The organism is Aquabacter sp. L1I39 (assembly GCF_017742835.1).
Classification (GTDB): Bacteria; Pseudomonadota; Alphaproteobacteria; order Rhizobiales; family Xanthobacteraceae; genus L1I39.
Window position 1 is genome coordinate 2,664,387 of record NZ_CP072392.1, and the last position, 19,729, is coordinate 2,684,115.

32 protein-coding genes are annotated in these 19,729 nt (G+C 65.2%); all 32 read left to right on the forward strand.

What is annotated here, in order from left to right; translation table 11 throughout:
* Positions 1–8 precede the first annotated feature (8 nt).
* The 32 genes from J5J86_RS11715 (at position 9) to J5J86_RS11870 (ending at position 19,591) form a co-directional block, all read left to right on the forward strand.
* On the forward strand, positions 9–89 hold the full coding sequence (locus J5J86_RS11715) for an EF-Tu C-terminal domain-related protein (protein ID WP_083481307.1): 81 nt from the start codon (positions 9–11) through the stop codon (positions 87–89).
* 79 nt (positions 90–168) lie between these two features.
* Positions 169–477 carry a 30S ribosomal protein S10 gene (gene rpsJ, locus J5J86_RS11720; RefSeq protein WP_012113701.1) on the forward strand — a complete coding sequence of 103 codons (309 nt, stop codon included), beginning with the start codon at positions 169–171 and terminating at the stop codon, positions 475–477.
* Positions 478–499: 22 nt separating this feature from the next.
* The gene (gene rplC / locus J5J86_RS11725) at positions 500–1,231 is read left to right on the forward strand and encodes a 50S ribosomal protein L3 (RefSeq protein WP_209105107.1); all 732 of its coding nucleotides are present in this window, start codon (positions 500–502) and stop codon (positions 1,229–1,231) included.
* Complete coding sequence (rplD, locus tag J5J86_RS11730; RefSeq protein ID WP_209105108.1) at positions 1,231–1,851, forward strand: 50S ribosomal protein L4; 621 nt, start codon at positions 1,231–1,233, stop codon at positions 1,849–1,851. The genes rplC and rplD overlap by 1 nt, the downstream gene beginning before the upstream one ends.
* Entirely contained in the window at positions 1,848–2,156 is a 309-nt protein-coding gene (locus J5J86_RS11735; protein ID WP_209105109.1) for a 50S ribosomal protein L23, read from the forward strand. The genes rplD and J5J86_RS11735 overlap by 4 nt, the downstream gene beginning before the upstream one ends.
* A gap of 23 nt (positions 2,157–2,179) precedes the next feature.
* Positions 2,180–3,013 (forward strand): 50S ribosomal protein L2, encoded by an 834-nt coding sequence (rplB, locus tag J5J86_RS11740; protein WP_209105110.1) that lies wholly within the window; start codon positions 2,180–2,182, stop codon positions 3,011–3,013.
* Positions 3,014–3,023: 10 nt separating this feature from the next.
* Positions 3,024–3,302 (forward strand): 30S ribosomal protein S19, encoded by a 279-nt coding sequence (gene rpsS / locus J5J86_RS11745; RefSeq protein ID WP_209105111.1) that lies wholly within the window; start codon positions 3,024–3,026, stop codon positions 3,300–3,302.
* Between the two features lie 6 nt (positions 3,303–3,308).
* Positions 3,309–3,689 (forward strand): 50S ribosomal protein L22, encoded by a 381-nt coding sequence (gene rplV / locus J5J86_RS11750; RefSeq protein WP_209105112.1) that lies wholly within the window; start codon positions 3,309–3,311, stop codon positions 3,687–3,689.
* On the forward strand, positions 3,689–4,432 hold the full coding sequence (gene rpsC / locus J5J86_RS11755) for a 30S ribosomal protein S3 (RefSeq protein WP_209105113.1): 744 nt from the start codon (positions 3,689–3,691) through the stop codon (positions 4,430–4,432). Before rplV ends, rpsC begins: the two co-directional genes overlap by 1 nt.
* Positions 4,433–4,463: 31 nt before the next feature.
* The gene (gene rplP, locus J5J86_RS11760; RefSeq protein WP_209105114.1) at positions 4,464–4,877 is read left to right on the forward strand and encodes a 50S ribosomal protein L16; all 414 of its coding nucleotides are present in this window, start codon (positions 4,464–4,466) and stop codon (positions 4,875–4,877) included.
* A gap of 10 nt (positions 4,878–4,887) precedes the next feature.
* Positions 4,888–5,094, forward strand: coding sequence for a 50S ribosomal protein L29 (gene rpmC / locus J5J86_RS11765; RefSeq protein WP_209105115.1), 207 nt, complete (start codon positions 4,888–4,890; stop codon positions 5,092–5,094).
* 9 nt (positions 5,095–5,103) lie between these two features.
* Complete coding sequence (gene rpsQ / locus J5J86_RS11770) at positions 5,104–5,352, forward strand: 30S ribosomal protein S17 (protein ID WP_209105116.1); 249 nt, start codon at positions 5,104–5,106, stop codon at positions 5,350–5,352.
* A gap of 163 nt (positions 5,353–5,515) precedes the next feature.
* Positions 5,516–5,884, forward strand: a complete 369-nt coding sequence (rplN, locus tag J5J86_RS11775; protein WP_029006297.1) for a 50S ribosomal protein L14 — start codon at positions 5,516–5,518, stop codon at positions 5,882–5,884.
* Positions 5,884–6,201: a 50S ribosomal protein L24 gene (rplX, locus tag J5J86_RS11780; protein WP_209105117.1), complete on the forward strand. Its 318-nt coding sequence runs from the start codon at positions 5,884–5,886 to the stop codon at positions 6,199–6,201. The genes rplN and rplX overlap by 1 nt, the downstream gene beginning before the upstream one ends.
* A complete protein-coding gene (gene rplE / locus J5J86_RS11785) occupies positions 6,194–6,751 on the forward strand; it encodes a 50S ribosomal protein L5 (protein WP_209105118.1) in 558 nt (185 codons plus the stop codon). Before rplX ends, rplE begins: the two co-directional genes overlap by 8 nt.
* A 214-nt stretch (positions 6,752–6,965) precedes the next feature.
* Entirely contained in the window at positions 6,966–7,271 is a 306-nt protein-coding gene (gene rpsN, locus J5J86_RS11790; RefSeq protein WP_209105119.1) for a 30S ribosomal protein S14, read from the forward strand.
* Between the two features lie 10 nt (positions 7,272–7,281).
* Positions 7,282–7,680 carry a 30S ribosomal protein S8 gene (gene rpsH, locus J5J86_RS11795; RefSeq protein WP_209105120.1) on the forward strand — a complete coding sequence of 133 codons (399 nt, stop codon included), beginning with the start codon at positions 7,282–7,284 and terminating at the stop codon, positions 7,678–7,680.
* Positions 7,681–7,699: 19 nt separating this feature from the next.
* Positions 7,700–8,233, forward strand: a complete 534-nt coding sequence (gene rplF, locus J5J86_RS11800) for a 50S ribosomal protein L6 (protein ID WP_209105121.1) — start codon at positions 7,700–7,702, stop codon at positions 8,231–8,233.
* 12 nt (positions 8,234–8,245) lie between these two features.
* Entirely contained in the window at positions 8,246–8,608 is a 363-nt protein-coding gene (gene rplR / locus J5J86_RS11805; RefSeq protein ID WP_209105122.1) for a 50S ribosomal protein L18, read from the forward strand.
* 17 nt (positions 8,609–8,625) lie between these two features.
* Positions 8,626–9,183 (forward strand): 30S ribosomal protein S5, encoded by a 558-nt coding sequence (rpsE, locus tag J5J86_RS11810; protein WP_209105123.1) that lies wholly within the window; start codon positions 8,626–8,628, stop codon positions 9,181–9,183.
* Positions 9,184–9,211: 28 nt separating this feature from the next.
* Positions 9,212–9,406, forward strand: coding sequence for a 50S ribosomal protein L30 (gene rpmD / locus J5J86_RS11815; RefSeq protein WP_132035662.1), 195 nt, complete (start codon positions 9,212–9,214; stop codon positions 9,404–9,406).
* Between the two features lie 11 nt (positions 9,407–9,417).
* A complete protein-coding gene (gene rplO, locus J5J86_RS11820) occupies positions 9,418–9,897 on the forward strand; it encodes a 50S ribosomal protein L15 (protein WP_209105124.1) in 480 nt (159 codons plus the stop codon).
* Positions 9,898–10,261: 364 nt separating this feature from the next.
* Complete coding sequence (gene secY / locus J5J86_RS11825; protein ID WP_209105125.1) at positions 10,262–11,596, forward strand: preprotein translocase subunit SecY; 1,335 nt, start codon at positions 10,262–10,264, stop codon at positions 11,594–11,596.
* On the forward strand, positions 11,593–12,177 hold the full coding sequence (locus J5J86_RS11830) for an adenylate kinase (RefSeq protein ID WP_209105126.1): 585 nt from the start codon (positions 11,593–11,595) through the stop codon (positions 12,175–12,177). The genes secY and J5J86_RS11830 overlap by 4 nt, the downstream gene beginning before the upstream one ends.
* 203 nt (positions 12,178–12,380) lie before the next feature.
* Positions 12,381–12,749 carry a 30S ribosomal protein S13 gene (rpsM, locus tag J5J86_RS11835; RefSeq protein ID WP_209105127.1) on the forward strand — a complete coding sequence of 123 codons (369 nt, stop codon included), beginning with the start codon at positions 12,381–12,383 and terminating at the stop codon, positions 12,747–12,749.
* 127 nt (positions 12,750–12,876) lie between these two features.
* Positions 12,877–13,266, forward strand: coding sequence for a 30S ribosomal protein S11 (gene rpsK / locus J5J86_RS11840; protein WP_012116745.1), 390 nt, complete (start codon positions 12,877–12,879; stop codon positions 13,264–13,266).
* 127 nt (positions 13,267–13,393) lie between these two features.
* Positions 13,394–14,419 carry a DNA-directed RNA polymerase subunit alpha gene (locus tag J5J86_RS11845; protein WP_425532424.1) on the forward strand — a complete coding sequence of 342 codons (1,026 nt, stop codon included), beginning with the start codon at positions 13,394–13,396 and terminating at the stop codon, positions 14,417–14,419.
* Between the two features lie 75 nt (positions 14,420–14,494).
* On the forward strand, positions 14,495–14,917 hold the full coding sequence (gene rplQ / locus J5J86_RS11850; protein ID WP_209105128.1) for a 50S ribosomal protein L17: 423 nt from the start codon (positions 14,495–14,497) through the stop codon (positions 14,915–14,917).
* A 254-nt stretch (positions 14,918–15,171) separates the two neighbouring features.
* Positions 15,172–16,611 carry a DegQ family serine endoprotease gene (locus J5J86_RS11855; RefSeq protein WP_209105129.1) on the forward strand — a complete coding sequence of 480 codons (1,440 nt, stop codon included), beginning with the start codon at positions 15,172–15,174 and terminating at the stop codon, positions 16,609–16,611.
* 13 nt (positions 16,612–16,624) lie between these two features.
* Positions 16,625–17,935 carry a replication-associated recombination protein A gene (locus J5J86_RS11860; RefSeq protein WP_209105130.1) on the forward strand — a complete coding sequence of 437 codons (1,311 nt, stop codon included), beginning with the start codon at positions 16,625–16,627 and terminating at the stop codon, positions 17,933–17,935.
* A 127-nt stretch (positions 17,936–18,062) separates the two neighbouring features.
* The gene (crcB, locus tag J5J86_RS11865) at positions 18,063–18,449 is read left to right on the forward strand and encodes a fluoride efflux transporter CrcB (protein ID WP_209105131.1); all 387 of its coding nucleotides are present in this window, start codon (positions 18,063–18,065) and stop codon (positions 18,447–18,449) included.
* Between the two features lie 62 nt (positions 18,450–18,511).
* On the forward strand, positions 18,512–19,591 hold the full coding sequence (locus tag J5J86_RS11870) for an RluA family pseudouridine synthase (RefSeq protein WP_209105132.1): 1,080 nt from the start codon (positions 18,512–18,514) through the stop codon (positions 19,589–19,591).
* Positions 19,592–19,729 lie beyond the last annotated feature (138 nt).

The following is a 19,729-nucleotide window of genomic DNA, read 5'->3' on the forward strand; positions in this document are numbered from 1 at the left end:
CGATCGCCATGGAAGAGAAGCTGCGCTTCGCGATCCGCGAAGGTGGCCGCACGGTGGGCGCCGGCGTCGTCGCCTCCATCATCGAGTGATTGAGATAACGAACGGGGGCGCGCGGGTCTCCCGCGTCGGGACTGGTCCCGCGCCCCTTTCTGTTGGAGCCATAGAGCCATGAACGGCCAGAACATTCGGATCCGCCTCAAGGCGTTCGATCATCGCATTCTCGATGCCTCGACGCGCGAGATCGTCGCCACGGCCAAGCGCACGGGCGCGCAGGTGCGCGGTCCGATCCCGCTGCCGACGCGGATCGAGAAGTTCACGGTCAATCGCTCTCCGCACATCGACAAGAAGTCGCGCGAGCAGTTTGAGATGCGTACTCACAAGCGGTTGCTTGATATCGTCGATCCGACGCCCCAGACGGTGGACGCGCTGATGAAGCTCGACCTCGCCGCCGGCGTCGACGTCGAAATCAAGCTCTGATGTGAGGCGAGGAGACACGACCATGCGGTCAGGCGTCATCGCCCAGAAGGTCGGCATGACTCGCATCTTCACGGATGCGGGTGAGCATGTTCCGGTCACGGTGCTTAAAGTTGAGAGCTGCCAGGTGGTTGCCCACCGCACGCTCGATCAGAACGGATATGTGGCGGTGCAGCTTGGCGCTGGCCGTCGCAAGCCGAAGAACGTCACGCGCGCCGAGCGCGGCCACTTTGCGGTGGCCGAGGTCGAGCCCAAGCGGACCATGGCGGAATTCCGCGTGGACGAATCCGGGCTGATCCCTGTCGGCGCCGAGATCACGGCTGACCACTTCGTTGTGGGCCAGTATGTGGACGTGACCGGCACGACCATCGGCAAGGGCTTTGCCGGCGGTATGAAGCGGCACAATTTCGGTGGTCTGCGCGCCTCTCACGGCGTGTCCATCTCCCACCGCTCCATCGGTTCGACCGGTGGCCGTCAGGACCCGGGCAAGACCTTCAAGAACAAGAAAATGCCTGGCCATATGGGTCACACCACGGTCACCACCCAGAACCTGAAGGTGGTGATGACGGACGTCGAGCGCGGTCTGATCGCGGTCGAGGGCGCCGTCCCCGGTCACGCCGGTGGCTGGATCATGGTGCGCGACGCGGTCAAGAAGCGCCTGCCGAGCGAGGCTCCTCAGCCCGGCGCGTTCAAGCTCCGCGGTGCTGAAGAAGCTGCGGCCCCGGCGGCCGAAGCGACCAATGAGGAGGGCGCGTGATGGAACTCGCCGTCAAGACGCTCGATGGAGCTGATGCGGGGTCTGTGACCGTTTCGGACGAGATCTTTGGTCTCGAGCCGCGCGCCGACATCCTGCACCGCTGCGTGACCTGGCAGCTGGCGCGTCGCCAGGCCGGAACGCACCGGACCAAGGGCCGTTCGGAGATCAACCGGACGTCCAAGAAGATGTACAAGCAGAAGGGCACGGGTAATGCCCGTCACGGTGCGGCGTCTGCGCCGCAGTTCCGTGGCGGCGGCCGCGCCTTCGGCCCGGTGGTGCGTTCGCATGCCATCGACCTGCCGAAGAAGGTGCGCGCCCTCGCCCTGAAGCATGCGCTCTCGTCCAAGGTGAAGGCCGAGCAGATCCTTGTCCTCGACAAGGTCTCCCTCGACGATCCCAAGACGAAGGCGCTCAAGGATCGGTTCGAGAAGCTGGGCATCGCCTCGGTTCTCGTGGTGGACGGCTCCGAGGTGGAGACGAACGTCGCTCTGGCGGCGCGCAACCTGCCTTACGTGGACGTGCTGCCGATCCAGGGCATCAACGTTTACGACATCCTGCGGCGCGACACCCTGGTCCTGACCAAGGCCGCCCTGGACGCTCTGGAGGCGCGCTTCAAATGAGCCCGCAGCGGAATATCGAGCCGCGTCATTACGACGTGATCCTCTCGCCCGTCATCACCGAAAAGGCGACGGCGCACAGCGAGTTCAACAAGGTCGTCTTCAACGTCGCCCGCACCGCCACCAAGCCTGAGATCAAGGAAGCGGTGGAGCGTCTGTTCGACGTCAAGGTCAAGAGCGTCAACACCCTCGTCCGCAAGGGCAAGGTGAAGATCTTCAAGGGCCGCAAGGGCGTGCAGTCGGATGTGAAGAAGGCGGTCGTGACCCTCGAAGAGGGCCAGACCATCGACGTCACCACCGGCCTGTGAGCTGAGGGAACGGGGATAAGACCATGGCGCTGAAGCATTTCAAGCCGGTCACGCCGAGCCTTCGCCAGCTCGTGATCGTCGACCGCTCCGGCCTCTACAAAGGCAAGCCGGTGAAGACGCTGACCGAGGGCAAGAGCTCCTCGGGTGGCCGCAACAATACCGGTCGCGTGACCGTCCGCTTCCGTGGCGGCGGACACAAGCAGACCTATCGCATCGTCGACTTCAAGCGCTCCAAGCGCGGCGTGTCGGCGACCGTGGAGCGGATCGAATACGATCCGAACCGCACCGCCTTCATCGCCCTCATCAAGTATGAGGACGGCGAGCTGGCCTACATCCTGGCGCCGCAGCGCCTGGCCGTGGGCGATGCCGTGATCGCCGCCGAGCAGGTGGACGTGAAGCCCGGCAATGCCGGCGCCCTGTCCAACCTGCCGGTCGGAACGATCGTGCACAATGTCGAGCTGAAGATCGGCAAGGGCGGCCAGATCGCCCGGTCCGCGGGCAGCTACGCCCAGATCGTCGGCCGCGACCAGGGTTACGTCATCCTGCGCCTGAATTCGGGCGAGCAGCGCCTGGTTCATGGCGCCTGCTATGCCACGGTCGGCGCGGTGTCCAACCCGGACCACATGAACATCTCGCTCGGCAAGGCGGGACGTTCCCGGTGGCTCGGCCAGCGCCCGCACAATCGCGGCGTGACCATGAACCCGGTGGATCACCCGCACGGCGGCGGCGAAGGCCGCACCTCGGGTGGCCGCAACCCGGTCACGCCCTGGGGTTTCCCCACCAAGGGCAAGAAGACCCGCTCGAACAAGGCGACCGACAAGTTCATTGTCACGAGCCGCCACAAGCGGAAGAAGTGAGGGCCTGGATATGTCGAGAGCAATTTGGAAGGGCCCGTTCGTCGACGGCTATCTGCTGAAGAAGGCAGACACCGCGCGCGCTTCGGGTCGCAACGACACCATCAAGATCTGGAGCCGTCGCTCCACGATCCTCCCCCAGTTCGTCGGCCTTACTTTCGGCGTGTACAACGGCCAGAAGCACGTGCCGGTTTATGTGTCGGAAGACATGGTCGGCCACAAGTTTGGCGAGTTCTCGCCGACGCGCACCTATTACGGGCACGCGGCCGACAAGAAGTCGAAGCGGCGGTGATCAGCCATGGGTAAGCAGGCAAGGGCGCGTGCGCTCGCTGACAATGAAGCCAAGGCCGTGGCGCGCAACCTGCGCGTCTCGCCTCAGAAGCTCAATCTGGTCGCGGGCCTGATCCGCGGCAAGAAGGTGGCGACGGCGCTCGCCGATCTCGAATTCTCTCGCAAGCGGATCGCCCGCGACGTGAAGAAGTGCCTCGAGAGCGCGATCGCCAACGCCGAGAACAACCACGAGCTGGACGTGGACGACCTGGTCGTCGCCGAAGCGCACGTGGGCAAGGGTCTGGTGATGAAGCGGTTCTCGCCCCGAGCGCGCGGTCGCGCCTCGCGCATCGAGAAGCCCTTCTCCCACATCACGATTGTGGTGCGGGAAGTGGAGGAGCGGGCCTGATGGGTCAAAAGGTCAATCCGGTCGGGCTGCGGCTCGGCATCAACCGCACCTGGGACAGCCGTTGGTTCGCCGGCAAGGGCGAATATGGCCAGCTGCTGCACGAGGACATCAAGATCCGCAACATGCTGCTCAAGCAGCTGAAGCAGGCCGCGGTGTCCAAGGTGGTGATCGAGCGCCCGCACAAGAAGTGCCGGGTGACGATTCACTCCGCCCGTCCGGGCGTTGTGATCGGCAAGAAGGGCGCCGACATCGACAAGCTGCGCAAGAAGGTCGCCGACATGACCAAGTCGGAGGTCTTCATCAACATCGTTGAGATCCGCAAGCCGGAAATCGACGCGCGCCTTGTCGCCGAGTCCATCGCCCAGCAGCTGGAGCGCCGCGTCGCGTTCCGTCGTGCCATGAAGCGCGCCGTTCAGTCGGCCATGCGCCTCGGCGCGGAGGGCATCCGCATCAACTGCTCTGGCCGTCTCGGCGGAGCGGAGATCGCGCGCCTCGAGTGGTACCGTGAAGGCCGCGTTCCGCTGCATACCTTGCGCGCGGACGTGGATTATGGCACCGCCACCGCCTTCACGACCTACGGGACGTGCGGCGTGAAGGTGTGGATCTTCAAGGGTGAAATCCTCGAGCACGACCCCATGGCTCAGGACAAGCGCCTGGCCGAGAATGAAGGGCCGAGTGGCCGTCCGCCGCGCCGTGAGCGGGATCGCGACCATGGTCGTGACCGCGACCGTGACGCAGCGTGATTGGCCGCGCGAGAAAGAAGGCGTGTAAGCCATGCTGCAACCGAAGCGCACCAAGTTCCGTAAGCAGTTCAAGGGACGCATTTCTGGCGTCGCCAAGGGCGGTACGGAACTCAATTTCGGCGAGTTCGGCCTCAAGGCCCTCGAGCCGGAGCGCGTGACCGCGCGTCAGATCGAGGCGGCCCGCCGCGCTCTGACCCGTCACATGAAGCGCGCGGGCCGTGTTTGGATCCGCGTGTTCCCCGACGTGCCGGTGTCGGCCAAGCCGACCGAAGTGCGTATGGGTAAGGGCAAGGGCGCCCCTGAATATTGGGCGGCCAAGGTCAAGCCCGGCCGTATCATGTTCGAGATCGACGGCGTGAGCGTGGACATCGCCCGTGAGGCGCTGACCCTCGCAGCGGCCAAGCTGCCGATCAAGACGCGCTTCATCCAGCGCATCGCCGAGTGAGGAGAGGCTCATGAAAGCCGAGGACGTTCGGGCCCTCAGCCCCGATCAGCTCGCCGATGAGCTGCTGAAGCTGAAGAAGGAACAGTTCAACCTGCGCTTCCAGAAGGCGACGGGTCAGCTGGAGAATACGGCACGGAACCGCCAGATCCGCCGCGACATCGCGCGGATCCGGACCGTGCAGAATGCCAAGCGCGGCGCTGCCGCGGATACGAAGTGAGGGTGAGCGATGCCGAAGCGCGTGCTCCAAGGCGTCGTGGTGAGCGACAAGCAGGATAAGACCGTCGTGGTCCGGGTGGAGCGTCGCTTCACCCACCCCCTGCTGAAGAAGACCGTTCGTCGGTCCAAGAAGTATCATGCCCATGACGAGGCGAATGCCTGGAATGTGGGTGATACGGTGTGGATCGAGGAGCATCGGCCCCTGTCCAAGCTCAAGAACTGGATCGTGGTCCAGGGCGAGAAGCGGGCCGAGGTCTGACGAAAAGGCCCCGATGCAGGGTCCGTTCCATCCCCATCTCAAACCGGGGATGGCAAGTGGAGACCGCATCGCGGCAAAACCGTGTTCCGATGAGCGGGCACGGATGGTGTGAACGGGCAATGCCGGCGTGCCGGCGGCGCTGGATGACGAGAACAGGTGCGTCATGATCCAGATGCAGACCAATCTCGACGTGGCGGACAATTCCGGTGCGCGTCGCGTCATGTGCATCAAGGTGCTGGGCGGATCGAAGCGGAAATATGCTCACGTTGGCGACATCATCGTGGTGTCGGTCAAGGAAGCCATTCCGCGCGGTCGCGTGAAGAAGGGCGATGTGATGAAGGCGGTCGTGGTTCGCACGGCCAAGGACATCCGTCGGGTTGATGGTTCGGTGATCCGCTTCGACCGCAATGCGGCCGTGCTGATCAACAACCAGAAGGAGCCGGTGGGCACCCGCATCTTCGGGCCGGTTCCGCGCGAGCTCCGCGCGAAGAACCACATGAAGATCATCTCGCTGGCGCCGGAGGTGCTGTGATGGCCGCTAAAGTCAAGAAGGGCGACAAGGTCGTCGTCCTCTCCGGCCGCGACAAGGGTCGCACCGGCGAGGTCCTTCAGGTCCTGCCGAAGGAAGAGACCGCGCTGGTGCGCGGGGTGAACATCGTCAAGCGCCACCAGCGCCAGACCGCGAACCAGGAAGGTGGGATCATCTCCAAGGAGGCCCCCATCCACCTGTCGAACATCGCGGTGGCGGACCCCAAGGACGGCAAGCCGACCCGGGTGGGTTTCCAGGTGCTTGAGGACGGGACCAAGGTCCGCGTGGCCAAGCGTTCCGGGGAGAGGATCGATGGCTGAGGTCAATTACACGCCGCGCCTGCGCACCTATTATGACGAGGTGGTGCGGCCGAAGATGATCGAGCAGTTCGGCTACAAGAACCCCATGGAAGTGCCCACGATCGAGAAGATCGTGATCAACATGGGCGTGGGCGAAGCCACCGCCGACACCAAGAAGGTGACCACCGCCGCTGCGGATCTGGGTCGCATCGCCGGCCAGAAGCCGGTTGTCACCCGCGCCCGCAAGGCGATCTCGAACTTCAAGCTGCGCGAGAACCAGCCGGTCGGCGCGAAGGTCACCCTTCGCAAGGCGCGCATGTTCGAATTTCTGGATCGCCTGGTCACGATCGCGCTTCCCCGCGTTCGCGACTTCCGCGGCCTGAACCCGAAGAGCTTCGATGGCCGCGGCAACTATGCCATGGGCATCAAGGAGCACATCGTGTTCCCCGAGATCAACTATGACCAGGTCGAGCAGATCTGGGGCATGGATATCATCGTTTGCACCACCGCAAAGACGGATGACGAAGCCCGGGCGCTTTTGAAGGCGTTCAACTTCCCTTTCCGTCAGTGAGGGTGTAGAAGCAGCGCTTCGCTCGACAGGCGCTGCGTGTGAGCCGACATGGCCGGGGTTCCGCTCCGGCCATTTCCGCACTTGGTCCTGGCTTCTGCCAGGCCGGCGGAAGGCCCGGACGTTGCGGGTCTTATGGCTGCGCAGGTCAGGCGAGAATGAGTGCTTTCCGGCTGTGAGGGTGAAATCCCTCAGACGCGGAGAACTGGAGCAGGACATGGCGAAGAAAAGCGCGATCGAGACCAACGAGCGTCGCCGCAAGCTGTCGCAACAGCTGGCTGCGAAGCGCGATGGCCTCAAGGCGATCGTGAATGACAAGACGCTGCCGATCGAGGAGCGCTTTGCGGCGACCCTCAAGCTCGCGCAGATGCCGCGCAATTCGGCGAAGATTCGGGTGCGTAACCGTTGCGAAGTGACGGGCCGCCCGCGCGCCTTTTACCGCAAGCTCAAGATGAGCCGTATCGCGCTGCGCGAACTCGGCTCCCAGGGACTTGTCCCCGGTCTTGTGAAGTCGAGCTGGTGAGGAGGGGCGAATGTCCATCAATGATCCCATCGGCGATCTGATCACGCGTATCCGCAACGCGCAGCTGCGTCGCAAGGACAAGACCCAGAGCCCCGGTTCGCGCCTGCGCGCCAGCCTGCTCGATGTCCTCCGCGACGAAGGCTACATCCGTGGCTATACCACCACGGACCACGGCAATGGCCGCACCGAGTTCGAGATCGAGCTCAAGTATTTCGACGGCGCCCCGGTGATCCGCGAGATCTCCCGCGTGTCGAAGCCCGGCCGTCGCGTCTATGCGTCGGTCAAGAACCTGCCCCGCGTCGCCAACGGTCTCGGCATCGCTGTCGTCTCCACGCCCCAGGGCGTGATGGCCGACCACGAAGCCCGCGACAAGAATGTTGGCGGCGAAGTGCTCTGCACTGTGTTCTGAGCCTGCGACGGAGGAAGACATGTCGAAGATCGGCAAGCATCCCGTCGCCGTTCCCGCTGGCGTGACCGCCAATGTGGAAGGCCAGACGGTGAAGGTGAAGGGCCCCAAGGGCGCCCTCGAAGTGACCCTCGTGGAAGAAGTGGGCGTCGAGCTCGCCAATTCCGAGTTGAAGGTCGCCATGCGTGGTGACACGCAGCGTCACAAGTCCATGTGGGGCATGTCCCGCACTTTGGTGGCCAACCTGGTGGAAGGCGTGACCAAAGGCTTCGAGCGGAAGCTGGAAATCACCGGCGTCGGCTACAAGGCCGCCATCGCCGGGAAGAACCTGCAGCTGTCCCTCGGCTACAGCCACGACGTGATCTATCCGATCCCGGAAGGGATCCAGATCGTGACCCCGAAGCCCACCGAGATCCTGGTGTCGGGCGTGGACAAGCAGAAGGTTGGCCAGGTCGCCGCCGAGATCCGCGAGTTCCGTGGCCCCGAGCCCTATAAGGGCAAGGGCGTCAAGTATGCTGGCGAATTCATCTTCCGCAAGGAAGGCAAGAAGAAGTGACGGAGGCGAACCATGGCTCGTGACATTGAGGCGCTTGAGCGCCGTAAAGCCAAGGTGCGTCGCGCGCTCCGCGTCGCCGCGAACGGGCGTCCCCGCCTGTCCGTGCACCGCACCTCGAAGCATATCTACGCGCAGGTCATTGACGATGCGAAGGGCGAGACCGTTGCGTCCGCTTCCAGCCTCGAGAAGGACCTGCGGTCCTCGCTGAAGACCGGGGCCGACACCGATGCCGCCAAGGCCATCGGCAAGCTGGTCGCGGAGCGGGCCGCCGAGAAGGGCGTGACTGCGGTCGTCTTCGACCGTGGCGCTTACATCTATCATGGGCGCGTCAAGGCGCTCGCTGAGGGCGCCCGCGAAGGCGGCCTTCAGTTCTGACGCGAGGACTGAGCGAAATGGCCCGTGAAAGGGAACACCGCGCTGAGCGCGAGGATCGCGACAACACGTTCGTGGACAAGCTGGTCCACATCAACCGTGTCGCGAAGGTGGTGAAGGGCGGCCGTCGCTTCGGCTTCGCTGCCCTGGTGGTGGTCGGTGACCAGAAGGGCCGCGTGGGCTTCGGCCACGGCAAGGCCCGTGAGGTTCCGGAAGCCATCCGCAAGGCAACCGAGAGCGCCAAGCGCGCCCTCATCCGCGTGCCGCTGCGCGAAGGCCGCACCCTGCACCACGACGTGCATGGTCACCACGGCGCCGGCAAGGTGGTGCTCCGCGCCGCCCCGGCCGGTACCGGCATCATCGCCGGCGGCCCCATGCGCGCCGTCTTCGAGACGCTCGGCATGCATGACGTGGTCGCCAAGTCGTTCGGGTCCTCCAACCCGTACAACATGGTGCGCGCCACGTTCGATGCCCTGAAGAACCAGGACAGCCCGCGCTCCGTGGCCTCGCGCCGCGGTCTCAAGGTGTCGCAGCTCCAGTCCCGCCGCCGCGTCGAAGACGCGGAAGCGACCGACTGAGCCGGGCTCGCAAGGATAGGAGCGCGCCATGGCGAACGCGACTGAAGGAAAAACCGTCACCGTCGAGCAGATCGGGTCGCCGATCCGCCGTCCGGCTGACCAGGAAGCAACCCTCGTGGGCCTCGGGCTGAACAAGCGTCATCGCCGTTCGACCCTTAAGGACACCCCGGCGGTGCGCGGGATGATCGCGAAGGTCGCTCATCTCGTCCGCGTCGTGGACTGAGGAGAGGCGAGATGAAGCTCGACGAGATCAGGGACAATCCCGGGGCGCGCAAGTCGCGCATCCGGGTCGGCCGCGGCATCGGCTCTGGCAAGGGCAAGACCGGCGGCCGTGGCGTGAAGGGTCAGAAGGCCCGCACCGGCGTTGCCATCAAGGGCTTCGAAGGTGGTCAGATGCCGTTGCATCGGCGCCTGCCGAAGCGTGGCTTCCACAACATCTTCCGCCTCGACTTCGCCGAGGTGACCCTGGGCCGCATCCAGTCCGCCATTGACGCGGGCAAGCTGGATGTGTCGGCTCCGGTCAACGGCGCGGCGCTCGTCGCCGCTGGCGTGCTGCGCCGCGAGAAGGATGGCGTCCGCCTCCTCGGCACCGGCGAGCTGACCGCCAAGGTGACCGTGGAAGTGGCCTATGCCACCAAGTCTGCCACCGAAGCGGTGGAAAAGGCGGGCGGCTCGGTGACCATTCTCGCCCCCAAGGCCGCTGCGGCCGAGTGAGCGGGCCGGGGAGGGGCGTTTCGCCGCTCTCCAGATAAAGTCTTCGATGCCGCCGGCTTGCCGGCGGCATTGTCGTGTTCGGCATCCCGTCCTGCATAAGGCGGCCTTGGCACTGGCGCCGTGGGGCAGGGGTGGGTATGTGCTACAAGAACGAAAAGGCGCGTGCCGGCTCGGGCCCTGGAGGCCGTTCCACTCGGTGTGTCCCATGCCGAGCGGGATTCCGCCTCTCTCTTTGAAAGAGCGGCAAGTCCGGCCATAGGGGATCGCAGTTCGGTCCCATTGGGCGGTTCCGGCTCTTCCGCCGCGCCCGCGCGCCCCCCATATCCAAGCCGCTCGTCTACGGGCGGCTCAAGCGGAGCAAGGCATGGTCTCGGCGGCGGAACAACTCGCGGCGAACCTGAACTTCGGCGCTCTCGGCAAGGCCGAGGAGCTCAAGAAGCGTATTTGGTTCACTCTCGGCGCCCTTCTGGTCTACCGGCTCGGGACCTATATCCCGCTCCCGGGGATCAATCCCGATGCGCTGCAGGATGTGTTCCGCAACGCCCAGCAGGGAATCATCGGCCTCTTCAACATGTTCTCGGGTGGTGCCGTGCAGCGCATGGCCATCTTCGCCCTGAACATCATGCCCTACATCTCGGCCTCCATCATCGTTCAGCTCCTGACCACCGTGTCGCCCACGCTGGAAGCGCTGAAGAAGGAAGGCGAGGCGGGCCGCAAGCAGATCAACCAGTACACCCGCTACCTGACCGTCATCCTGGCGCTGTTCCAGGCCTATGGCATTGCCGTGGGCCTTGAGAGCTCGGGCACGGTGGTGACCGATCCGGGCTGGTTCTTCCGCATCACCACGGTCATCACGCTGACCGGCGGCACCATGTTCCTGATGTGGCTGGGCGAGCAGATCACCTCGCGCGGCATCGGCAACGGCACCTCGCTCATCATCTTCGCTGGCATCGTGGCCGAGCTGCCGGGCGCCTTCATCCGCACCCTGGAACTGGGTCGCCAAGGCGCCATTTCCACGCCGCTGATTCTGGCGGTGCTGCTGATGGCCATCGTCATCATCGCCTTCATCGTGTTCATGGAGCGGGCCCAGCGCCGGCTGCTGATCCAGTATCCCAAGCGCCAGGTGGGCAATCGGCTCTATGAGGGCCAGTCCTCGCATCTGCCGCTGAAGCTGAACACCTCGGGCGTCATTCCGCCCATCTTCGCCTCCTCGCTCCTGCTGATTCCGGCGACCATCGCGTCTTTCACCCAGGGTGCGGGGCCGGAATGGTTCAACACGGTCACCCGGCTGCTGGGCCACGGCCAGCCGCTCTACATGGTGCTCTATGTGGCGCTGATCGTGTTCTTCTGCTTCTTCTACACCGCCATCGTGTTCAATCCGGTGGAGACGGCGGACAACCTGAAGAAGCATGGCGGCTTCATCCCCGGCATCCGGCCGGGCGAGCGGACCGCTGAATATATCGACTATGTGCTGACCCGAATCACGGTTGTCGGTGCGGCTTACATTGCGGCAGTATGTCTCTTCCCCGAACTGCTGATTTCGTACGCCGCCGTTCCGTTCTATTTCGGAGGAACGTCGTTGCTGATCGTGGTCAGCGTGACGATGGACACCGTGGCGCAAATTCAAGGACACCTGCTGGCGCACCAGTACGAAGGGCTGGTGAAGAAAGCCAAGCTGCGTGGGGGGAGACGGAAATGAGGCTGATTCTGCTGGGCCCGCCCGGGGCCGGCAAGGGAACCCAGGCCCAGCGGCTGGTGAGTCGCCATGGCATCGTGCAGTTGTCCACCGGTGACATGCTGCGCGCGGCGGTGGCCGCCGGCACGCCCATCGGGCTGAAGGCGAAAGCGGTGATGGAATCCGGCGGTCTCGTCTCCGACGACATCGTCATCGGTATTATCGCCGACCGTCTGGACGAGGCCGACGCCAAGAACGGCTTCATCCTGGACGGCTTCCCGCGCACGGTGGCCCAGGCCGAGGCGCTGGACACCATGTTGGCGCAGAAGGGCCTCAAGCTCGATGCGGTCATCGAGCTGGTGGTGGACCAGGGCGCTCTGGTGAATCGCATCCTGACCCGGGCCGAAGAGGCGCGGTCTCGCGGCGAGCCGGTTCGCAAGGATGACGACCCGGAGGTCTTCAAGACCCGTCTTGAGGCCTATAATCGGGATACGGCCATCGTCGCCCCTTATTACAAGGCGCGCGGCCAGCTCCAGCAGATCGATGGCATGAAGCCCATTGATGACGTCACCCAGGCCATTTCCCAGATCCTGGAAGTGGCTTGATGGCTTTTGCCCTTGACGGGAGAGGGTTAACCAGCTATTGGCCCTCCCTCGCTTCGATGTCCGTGCGACTTGCCCCTCTTTAGGGAGGAGCAAGGCGCGCGGTTTTGTTTATCCCGAAAGGGTCGTTCTCCCGCACGGGCCGGCCTCCACCGGACGCGGGACATTCGGCCACCTGGCAGCAGGTGGCCCACATGGAGAGACACGTGGCTCGTATCGCTGGCGTTAATATCCCCACCAACAAGCGCGTCATCATTGCGCTGCAGTACATTCACGGCATCGGCGCCAAGAAGGCCGAAGAGATCGTCGAGAAGGTGGGTATCCCCGCCGAGCGTCGCGTGAACCAGCTGACCGATCAGGAAGTGCTGCAGATCCGCGAGACCATTGACCGCGACTATATCGTGGAAGGCGATTTGCGCCGCGAAGTGGCGATGAACATCAAGCGCCTGATGGACCTGGGCTGCTATCGCGGCCTGCGTCATCGTCGTGGTCTGCCGGTGCGCGGCCAGCGCACGCACACCAACGCCCGCACCCGCAAGGGTCCGGCGAAGCCGATCGCCGGCAAGAAGAAGTGATGACAGGCGGCCTCGCCGCCTGATCCGAGGGCCGGCTCTGCCGGCCCTTTCCCATGACCCGCCCGCTGATGGGCGGATCGTCCCGAGCGCCTGGAGTTACGGGCGCGCCTGAAGGATAGAAGACAAGATGGCCAAGGAAGCTACCCGCGTTAAGCGTCGCGAGCGCAAGAATATCGCCTCCGGCGTGGCGCATGTGAACGCCTCGTTCAACAACACCATGATCACCATCACCGACGCCCAGGGCAACACCATCTCCTGGTCCTCCGCCGGTGCCATGGGCTTCAAGGGTTCGCGCAAGTCCACCCCGTACGCCGCCCAGGTGGCGGCCGAGGATGCGGCCCGCAAGGCGGCTGAGCACGGCATGCGCACCCTGGAAGTGGAAGTGTCGGGTCCCGGTTCGGGACGTGAGTCGGCGCTGCGCGCCCTCCAGGCGGCTGGCTTCCTCGTGACCTCCATCCGCGACGTCACCCCCATCCCGCACAATGGCTGCCGGCCGCGCAAGCGCCGGCGCGTCTGAGCGTACCGCTGGCCCGCCGGTTCTGCCGTGCGGGCCGCATGCCAGGTTCCTCCCCGTCTAGCGGGACGGGTCGGCGCCTCGATGGATCAAGTTTCGGTCGAGTGCCGCGGCCCGGCGAGAAGGCAAGGTGACGCAAGTGATTCAGAAGAACTGGCAAGAACTCATCAAGCCCGAGAAGCTGCAGGTTTCCGCGGGCAGCGATCCCAAGCGCCTCGCGACCGTCGTCGCCGAGCCGCTGGAGCGTGGCTTCGGCATGACGCTGGGCAATGCCCTGCGCCGCATCCTGCTGTCGTCCCTCCAGGGCGCGGCTGTGACGTCGGTGCACATCGACGGCGTGCTGCATGAGTTCTCTTCCATCCCCGGCGTCCGCGAGGACGTGACGGACCTCATCCTCAACATCAAGGAAGTCGCCATCCGCATGCAGGGTGACGGTCCCAAGCGCCTCGTGGCGAAGAAGACCGGGCCGGGCGTGCTGACCGCGGGCGACATCCAGACCGTTGGCGACATCCAGATCCTCAACCCCAACCTGCCCTTGTGCACGCTGGACGAGGGAGCTGAGCTGCGGATCGAGTTCACCGTCAATACCGGCAAGGGCTATGTGCCCGCCGACCGCAACCGGCCCGAAGATGCTCCGATCGGCCTCATCCCGATCGACAGCCTCTATTCGCCGGTGCGCAAGGTCTCCTACAAGGTCGAGAACACCCGCGAGGGCCAGATTCTCGACTATGACAAGCTGACCATGCAGATCGAGACCGATGGCTCGATCACGGCGGAAGATGCGCTCGCTTATGCGGCCCGCATCCTTCAGGACCAGCTCGAAATCTTCGTGAATTTCGAGGAGCCCAAGCGCGAGAGCGAGACCTCGGCCATCCAGGAGCTGCCCTTCAACCCGGCGCTTCTGAAGAAGGTGGACGAGCTGGAGCTGTCGGTGCGTTCGGCCAACTGCCTGAAGAACGACAACATCGTCTATATCGGCGACCTGATCCAGAAGAGCGAGACGGAGATGCTCCGCACGCCGAATTTCGGCCGCAAGTCGCTCAACGAGATCAAGGAAGTGCTGGCCTCCATGGGCCTGCATCTGGGCATGGAAGTGCCCGGCTGGCCGCCGGAAAACATCGAAGAGCTCGCGAAGCGCTTCGAGGACCATTACTGACCCATTCACCCCGCGGCTCGAGCCGCTCAACCCATCACGGCTCGAAACGCCGGAGGCATTTAGGAGTTCGCCGTCATGCGTCACGGCAAGGTTCATCGCAAGTTCAACCGCACCTGGGAACACCGCAAGGCGATGTTCTCCAATTTGGCCGGTGCGCTCATCACCCATGAGCAGATCGTCACCACTCTGCCCAAGGCGAAGGACCTTCGCCCTGTGGTGGAGAAGCTCGTCACCCTCGCCCGTCGCGGCGACCTCCATGCCCGCCGCCAGGCCATTGCCGAACTGCGCGACATCGAGGTGGTGAAGAAGCTCTTCGACGTGCTGGCGCCCCGCTACAAGGGCCGCCCCGGCGGCTACCTGCGCATCGTCAAGGCGGGCTTCCGCTATGGCGATTCCACCCCGGTGGCGGTCATCGAGTTCGTCGACCGCGATGTGGAAGCCAAGGGCGCCGCTGACCGCGCCCGCACCGCAGCCGAGGCTGAGGCTGCTGCGGCCTGAGACGGCTCCGGTTTGAGACCTTTGTGAAAAGGCGGCTTCGGCCGCCTTTTTCTTTTTGAACGGGAACGAAGGCTGTGCCCTCGTTTTGGTCCATTCGGGCGGCATTCCAGTGCCATGTGTCCCGCTTGGAACATGCAGGGCGTGAGACGCCGTGGGCCAGCGGTGCGCGATGGCGCGCGTATGCAGCAGCATGCGGCAGTCCGTGGCGCGCGAATCTGCGCTATCAGATGAAACCGATTCCGATCGAGGTTCTCATGGGTGAGCGTTTCCTTCGTCCGGCGATCCTGCTGCTGGCCGCTGTGCTTGCGGTGCCGGGACCGGCCTTGGCCCAGTCGACGGTGGCACCGGCGCAGCGCCAGGTACCCGCCTCGGAAGACGCCATCCGGCTGTCCTTCGCCCCCGTGGTGAAGCGCACGGCGCCGGCCGTGGTCAACGTCTACGCGCTGAAGAATGTCCAGCGCGTCAACCCGTTCATGGACGATCCCTTCTTCCGCCGCTTCTTCGGTGGCGGCGGGCCGGGCGGGCCGGGGTTCGGCGGGCCGGAGCGCATGCAGCGCTCGCTCGGTTCGGGCGTGATCGTCGATCCCTCGGGCATTGTGGTCACAAACCATCACGTGGTGCAGGGCGCCGACCAGATCCGCATCGCGCTCGCAGACAAGCGCGAGTTCGACGCCGACGTGGTGCTGAGTGACCAGCGCACCGATCTTGCCGTGCTGCGCCTGAAGGCGGGCAAGGAAACCTTCCCTAGCATTGACCTCGGCAATTCCGATAGTCTGGAAGTGGGCGACCTGGTGCTCGCCATCGGCGACCCCTTTGGCGTCGGGCAGACCGTGACGCAGGGCATCGTCTCGGCGCTGGCGCGCACCCAGGTGGGCGTGTCCGACTACCAGTTCTTCATTCAGACGGACGCGGCCATCAATCCTGGCAATTCGGGCGGGGCGCTGGTGGACATGGCCGGGCGGGTGGTGGGCATCAACACCGCCATCTATTCGCGCTCCGGCGGCTCCCACGGCATCGGTTTCGCCATTCCCGCAAATATGGTGCGGGTGGTGGTGGAATCGGCGAAGGCGGGGGGCACGGCGGTGCGCCGTCCCTGGCTCGGCGCGCGCCTCCAAGCGGTGAGCCCGGAAATCGCCGAGAGCTTGGGCCTTCCCCGTCCGACCGGGGTTCTGGTGCAGACGGTGGCTCCCGACAGTCCCGCGGCGAAGGCTGGGGTGAAGGTGGGCGACCTGATCCTCACCGTGGACGGGCAGGCGGTGGATGACCCGCAAAGCCTGAACTATCGTTTTGCCACCCGGCCCATGGGGAGCAAGTCGCTCTTCCGCATCAACCGACAGGGCAAGGAAAGCGAACTTGCCGTTGCCGTGGAGCCGGCGCCTGAGACGGTGGCGCGGGAGGAACTGGTGCTGCGGGGCCGCACGCCCTTTGCCGGGGCCAAGGTGGTGAATGTTTCCCCGGCGGTCGCTGAGGAATTGCGCATCGCTGACGGCGAAGGCGTGGTGGTGGCCGAGGTGACGGAAAACTCGCCCGCCGATGCCGCCGGCTTCCGGCCGGGCGATGTGATCATCGAAGTCAACGGAACCCGTATCAACCGCACCAAGGATCTCGAGCAAGCCACCAAGACACCCCAGCGCGGCTGGCGCGTGACGGTGAGCCGGGGCGGCCGGACCATCACCGCCATGCTTCCGGGCTGAGGCGGGGCGCGCCATGTCCAATCTGTTCGAGGCCGCAGGTCTGGAGGAGGGGGCTCCCCGCCCCCTCGCGGATCGCCTGCGTCCTCAGAAGCTGGACGAGGTGGTGGGGCAGGACCATCTGCTCGGTCCCGACGGCGCCATTTCCCGCATGCTGGCGTCCGGCTCGCTCGGCTCGCTCATCCTGTGGGGGCCGCCGGGCACCGGCAAGACCACGGTGGCGCGGCTGGTGGCGCGGCAGAGCCGGCTGCATTTCGAGCAGATCTCGGCCATCTTTTCCGGCGTCGCGGACCTGAAAAAGCTGTTCGAGCAGGCGCGCCATCGCCATGTCCATGGCCAGGGCACCTTGCTGTTCGTGGACGAGATCCACCGCTTCAACCGCGCCCAGCAGGACGGGTTTTTGCCCGTCATGGAGGACGGCACCGTCGTTCTCGTCGGCGCCACCACCGAGAACCCGTCCTTCGAGCTGAATGCGGCGTTGCTCTCCCGCGCGCGGGTGCTGACGTTTCGCTCCCTGGATGAGGCCGCCGTGGGGCGGCTTCTGGCGCGGGCGGAGGAGGTGGAGGGCCGCCCTCTGCCGCTGGATGAGGAGGCCCGCGGCGTGCTCATCCGCATGGCGGATGGGGATGGCCGCGCGAGTCTGACACTGGCGGAGGAAGTCTGGCGCGCCGCCCGGCCCGGCGAAGTCTTCACCGCCGCCGAACTGCAGGACATCGTCCAGCGGCGCGCGCCCATCTACGACAAGAGCGAGGATGGGCACTACAATCTCATCTCCGCGCTCCATAAGTCCGTGCGGGGCTCGGACCCGGATGCGGCGCTCTATTATCTCGCCCGCATGATCGATGCGGGGGAGGATCCGCTCTTCCTCGCCCGCCGGCTGGTGCGCATGGCGGTGGAGGATATCGGCTTGGCGGACCCGCAGGCGCTTCCCGTCGCCAATGCGGCCAAGGATGCCTATGATTTTCTCGGCTCGCCGGAGGGCGAATTGGCGCTGGCCCAGGCCGCCGTCTATCTAGCTACCGCGCCGAAATCCAATGCGGTCTATACCGCCTGGAAGCAGGCGCTGAAGGTGGCCAAGGAGGGCGGCTCGCTGGTGCCGCCCAAGCATATCCTGAACGCCCCGACCCGACTCATGAAGCAGGAAGGCTACGGCACCGGCTATCGCTACGACCATGACGAGCCGGACGCCTTTTCCGGCCAGGATTATTTCCCGGAGAAGCTGGGCCGGCAGACCTTCTTCAAGCCCGTGGAGCGGGGCTTCGAGCGCGATTTGCGCAAGCGCCTGGACTATTGGGCGAAGCTCCGGGCAGAGCGGGGCGGCCGCTGAGGCAAGGGCATCCGGCCCTTGATTGTCTCATGGTGCAGTGCAAAAAGACGAGGGCGCTGGCGCGAGGCGCGCTTGCGCAGGCATCGGCGCGGCGCTCAACTGGGTCAGATCACAAGCGGGGGCTTTGATGCAGGCGGCGGTGATTGTGTTTCTGGGCGCGGGCATGGGCGGCGTGCTGCGCCACCTGATGAACCTTTTAGGGGTGCGCCTGTTCGGCATGGGCGGCTTTCCCTTCACCACCATGATTGTCAACGTCACCGGCTGCTTTCTCATGGGCGTGGCGACCGGCTGGTTCGCCAGTCGTTTTGGCGAGGGCTGGCCGCAGGGCCTCCGACTCCTGCTGACCACGGGAATGCTCGGCGGCTACACCACCTTTTCCACCTTCTCGCTGGAATTCGCCGTCCTGGTGGAGCGGGGCGACCTGGGCCATGCGGTGCTCTATGCGGGAGGCTCGCTGGTGCTGACCCTCACCGCCATCTTCGCCGGCCTGTTCCTGATGCGCGCCATTGCGTGACAGGAGGGCGCCGGGGCGCTAGATGTGCGCCATTGGCGACCGTTTGACGGGGTTTGTGACCGATGGCGGTCGAGATCAAGACAGTGACGGCGGATGAGGCGGACATGCGCCTCGACCGCTGGTTCAAACAGCATTTTCCGGACCTTTCCTTCGGGCACCTGCAAAAGCTGGTGCGCACCGGCCAGGTGCGCGTGGATGGCGGGCGGGTGAAGACCTCCACCCGGCTGGAGCCCGGCCAGGCCGTGCGCGTGCCGCCGCTCAGTGCGGGCGCGGGCGATGAGGCCGAGGCCGAGGGCGCGCCCTCTTTTAGCGGCATGGTCGGCCCTACGGTCGCGTCCAGGGCCGCGCCGAAGGCCGCTTCTACGGCCGCACCCAAGGCGCCCAGCGCCCGCAAGGAAGCGGATGACCGCGAATTCCTGCGCTCCATCACCCTGTTCGAGGACAAGGATGTGATGGTGCTGAACAAGCCCTTCGGCCTTGCGGTGCAGGGCGGCTCGGGCACATACCGGCACATTGACGGCATGCTGGAGGTGCTGCGCGACAAGGATGGGCAGCGTCCGCGTCTCGTCCACCGCATCGACAAGGACACGTCCGGTTGCCTGCTGGTGGCCAAATCCCGCCTCGCGGCGTCCGTGCTCGCCAAGAGCTTCCGCTCGCGCGAGGCCCGCAAGGTCTATTGGGCCGTGGTGCCCGGCGTACCCAAGCCCCGCCAGGGCCGCATCTCCACCTATCTCGCCCGCGAGGAGAGCGAGGAGCGCATGCGCGTCGCCCGCCATGGCGAAGACGATGCGAGCCACGCCATCACTTATTATGCCGTGGTGGACCAGGCGGCGCAAAAGCTCTCCTGGGTGTCGCTGAAGCCGGTGACGGGGCGCACCCATCAGTTGCGCGCTCACATGGCCCATATCGGCCACCCCATCGTGGGCGATCCTAAATATTTCGACATCGAGAATTGGGAATTGCCGGGCGGCCTGCAAAACCGCCTGCATCTCCTCGCCCGCCGGCTGGTCATCCCCCATCCGCGCGGCACCGGCATGATTGATGTCTCCGCCCCGCTTCCGCCCCATATGGCGCAGACCTTCGCGGTGCTGGGCTTCGATGCGAGCCAGTACGATCCGATTCTCGAGGCGCCCGAAGCCTGAGCGGGCGGCCATGCCGCAACGGACGGCGGGTCTGCGCCGGCCGGCGTTCTATCGCGGGGCGAAGTGGAGTAGCTAGGGCGGACAGCGCTCCAGGCTTTGGCGCTGAAGCCTCGGCCTCGCGCCCGCCTAGCGAACGGA

Excerpts from the sequence above, each read along its gene's own strand:
- rpsK (WP_012116745.1), top strand. The coding sequence starts at position 12,877 with ATGGCCAAGGAAGCTACCCGCGTTAAGCGTCGCGAGCGCAAGAATATC.
- rpsQ (WP_209105116.1), top strand. The coding sequence starts at position 5,104 with ATGCCGAAGCGCGTGCTCCAAGGCGTCGTGGTGAGCGACAAGCAGGAT.
- J5J86_RS11830 (WP_209105126.1), top strand. The coding sequence starts at position 11,593 with ATGAGGCTGATTCTGCTGGGCCCGCCCGGGGCCGGCAAGGGAACCCAG.
- J5J86_RS11715 (WP_083481307.1), top strand. The coding sequence starts at position 9 with ATGGAAGAGAAGCTGCGCTTCGCGATCCGCGAAGGTGGCCGCACGGTG.
- rplR (WP_209105122.1), top strand. The coding sequence starts at position 8,246 with ATGGCTCGTGACATTGAGGCGCTTGAGCGCCGTAAAGCCAAGGTGCGT.
- rpsJ (WP_012113701.1), top strand. The coding sequence starts at position 169 with ATGAACGGCCAGAACATTCGGATCCGCCTCAAGGCGTTCGATCATCGC.
- J5J86_RS11860 (WP_209105130.1), top strand. The coding sequence starts at position 16,625 with ATGTCCAATCTGTTCGAGGCCGCAGGTCTGGAGGAGGGGGCTCCCCGC.
- rplN (WP_029006297.1), top strand. The coding sequence starts at position 5,516 with ATGATCCAGATGCAGACCAATCTCGACGTGGCGGACAATTCCGGTGCG.
- rplE (WP_209105118.1), top strand. The coding sequence starts at position 6,194 with ATGGCTGAGGTCAATTACACGCCGCGCCTGCGCACCTATTATGACGAG.
- rpsE (WP_209105123.1), top strand. The coding sequence starts at position 8,626 with ATGGCCCGTGAAAGGGAACACCGCGCTGAGCGCGAGGATCGCGACAAC.
- J5J86_RS11870 (WP_209105132.1), top strand. The coding sequence starts at position 18,512 with ATGGCGGTCGAGATCAAGACAGTGACGGCGGATGAGGCGGACATGCGC.
- rplB (WP_209105110.1), top strand. The coding sequence starts at position 2,180 with ATGGCGCTGAAGCATTTCAAGCCGGTCACGCCGAGCCTTCGCCAGCTC.
- rplX (WP_209105117.1), top strand. The coding sequence starts at position 5,884 with ATGGCCGCTAAAGTCAAGAAGGGCGACAAGGTCGTCGTCCTCTCCGGC.
- rplQ (WP_209105128.1), top strand. The coding sequence starts at position 14,495 with ATGCGTCACGGCAAGGTTCATCGCAAGTTCAACCGCACCTGGGAACAC.
- rplO (WP_209105124.1), top strand. The coding sequence starts at position 9,418 with ATGAAGCTCGACGAGATCAGGGACAATCCCGGGGCGCGCAAGTCGCGC.
- crcB (WP_209105131.1), top strand. The coding sequence starts at position 18,063 with ATGCAGGCGGCGGTGATTGTGTTTCTGGGCGCGGGCATGGGCGGCGTG.
- rpsH (WP_209105120.1), top strand. The coding sequence starts at position 7,282 with ATGTCCATCAATGATCCCATCGGCGATCTGATCACGCGTATCCGCAAC.
- J5J86_RS11735 (WP_209105109.1), top strand. The coding sequence starts at position 1,848 with ATGAGCCCGCAGCGGAATATCGAGCCGCGTCATTACGACGTGATCCTC.
- rplC (WP_209105107.1), top strand. The coding sequence starts at position 500 with ATGCGGTCAGGCGTCATCGCCCAGAAGGTCGGCATGACTCGCATCTTC.
- rplP (WP_209105114.1), top strand. The coding sequence starts at position 4,464 with ATGCTGCAACCGAAGCGCACCAAGTTCCGTAAGCAGTTCAAGGGACGC.
- rpmC (WP_209105115.1), top strand. The coding sequence starts at position 4,888 with ATGAAAGCCGAGGACGTTCGGGCCCTCAGCCCCGATCAGCTCGCCGAT.
- rpmD (WP_132035662.1), top strand. The coding sequence starts at position 9,212 with ATGGCGAACGCGACTGAAGGAAAAACCGTCACCGTCGAGCAGATCGGG.
- J5J86_RS11855 (WP_209105129.1), top strand. The coding sequence starts at position 15,172 with ATGGGTGAGCGTTTCCTTCGTCCGGCGATCCTGCTGCTGGCCGCTGTG.
- rpsC (WP_209105113.1), top strand. The coding sequence starts at position 3,689 with ATGGGTCAAAAGGTCAATCCGGTCGGGCTGCGGCTCGGCATCAACCGC.
- secY (WP_209105125.1), top strand. The coding sequence starts at position 10,262 with ATGGTCTCGGCGGCGGAACAACTCGCGGCGAACCTGAACTTCGGCGCT.
- rplV (WP_209105112.1), top strand. The coding sequence starts at position 3,309 with ATGGGTAAGCAGGCAAGGGCGCGTGCGCTCGCTGACAATGAAGCCAAG.
- rplF (WP_209105121.1), top strand. The coding sequence starts at position 7,700 with ATGTCGAAGATCGGCAAGCATCCCGTCGCCGTTCCCGCTGGCGTGACC.
- rpsN (WP_209105119.1), top strand. The coding sequence starts at position 6,966 with ATGGCGAAGAAAAGCGCGATCGAGACCAACGAGCGTCGCCGCAAGCTG.
- rpsS (WP_209105111.1), top strand. The coding sequence starts at position 3,024 with ATGTCGAGAGCAATTTGGAAGGGCCCGTTCGTCGACGGCTATCTGCTG.
- rplD (WP_209105108.1), top strand. The coding sequence starts at position 1,231 with ATGGAACTCGCCGTCAAGACGCTCGATGGAGCTGATGCGGGGTCTGTG.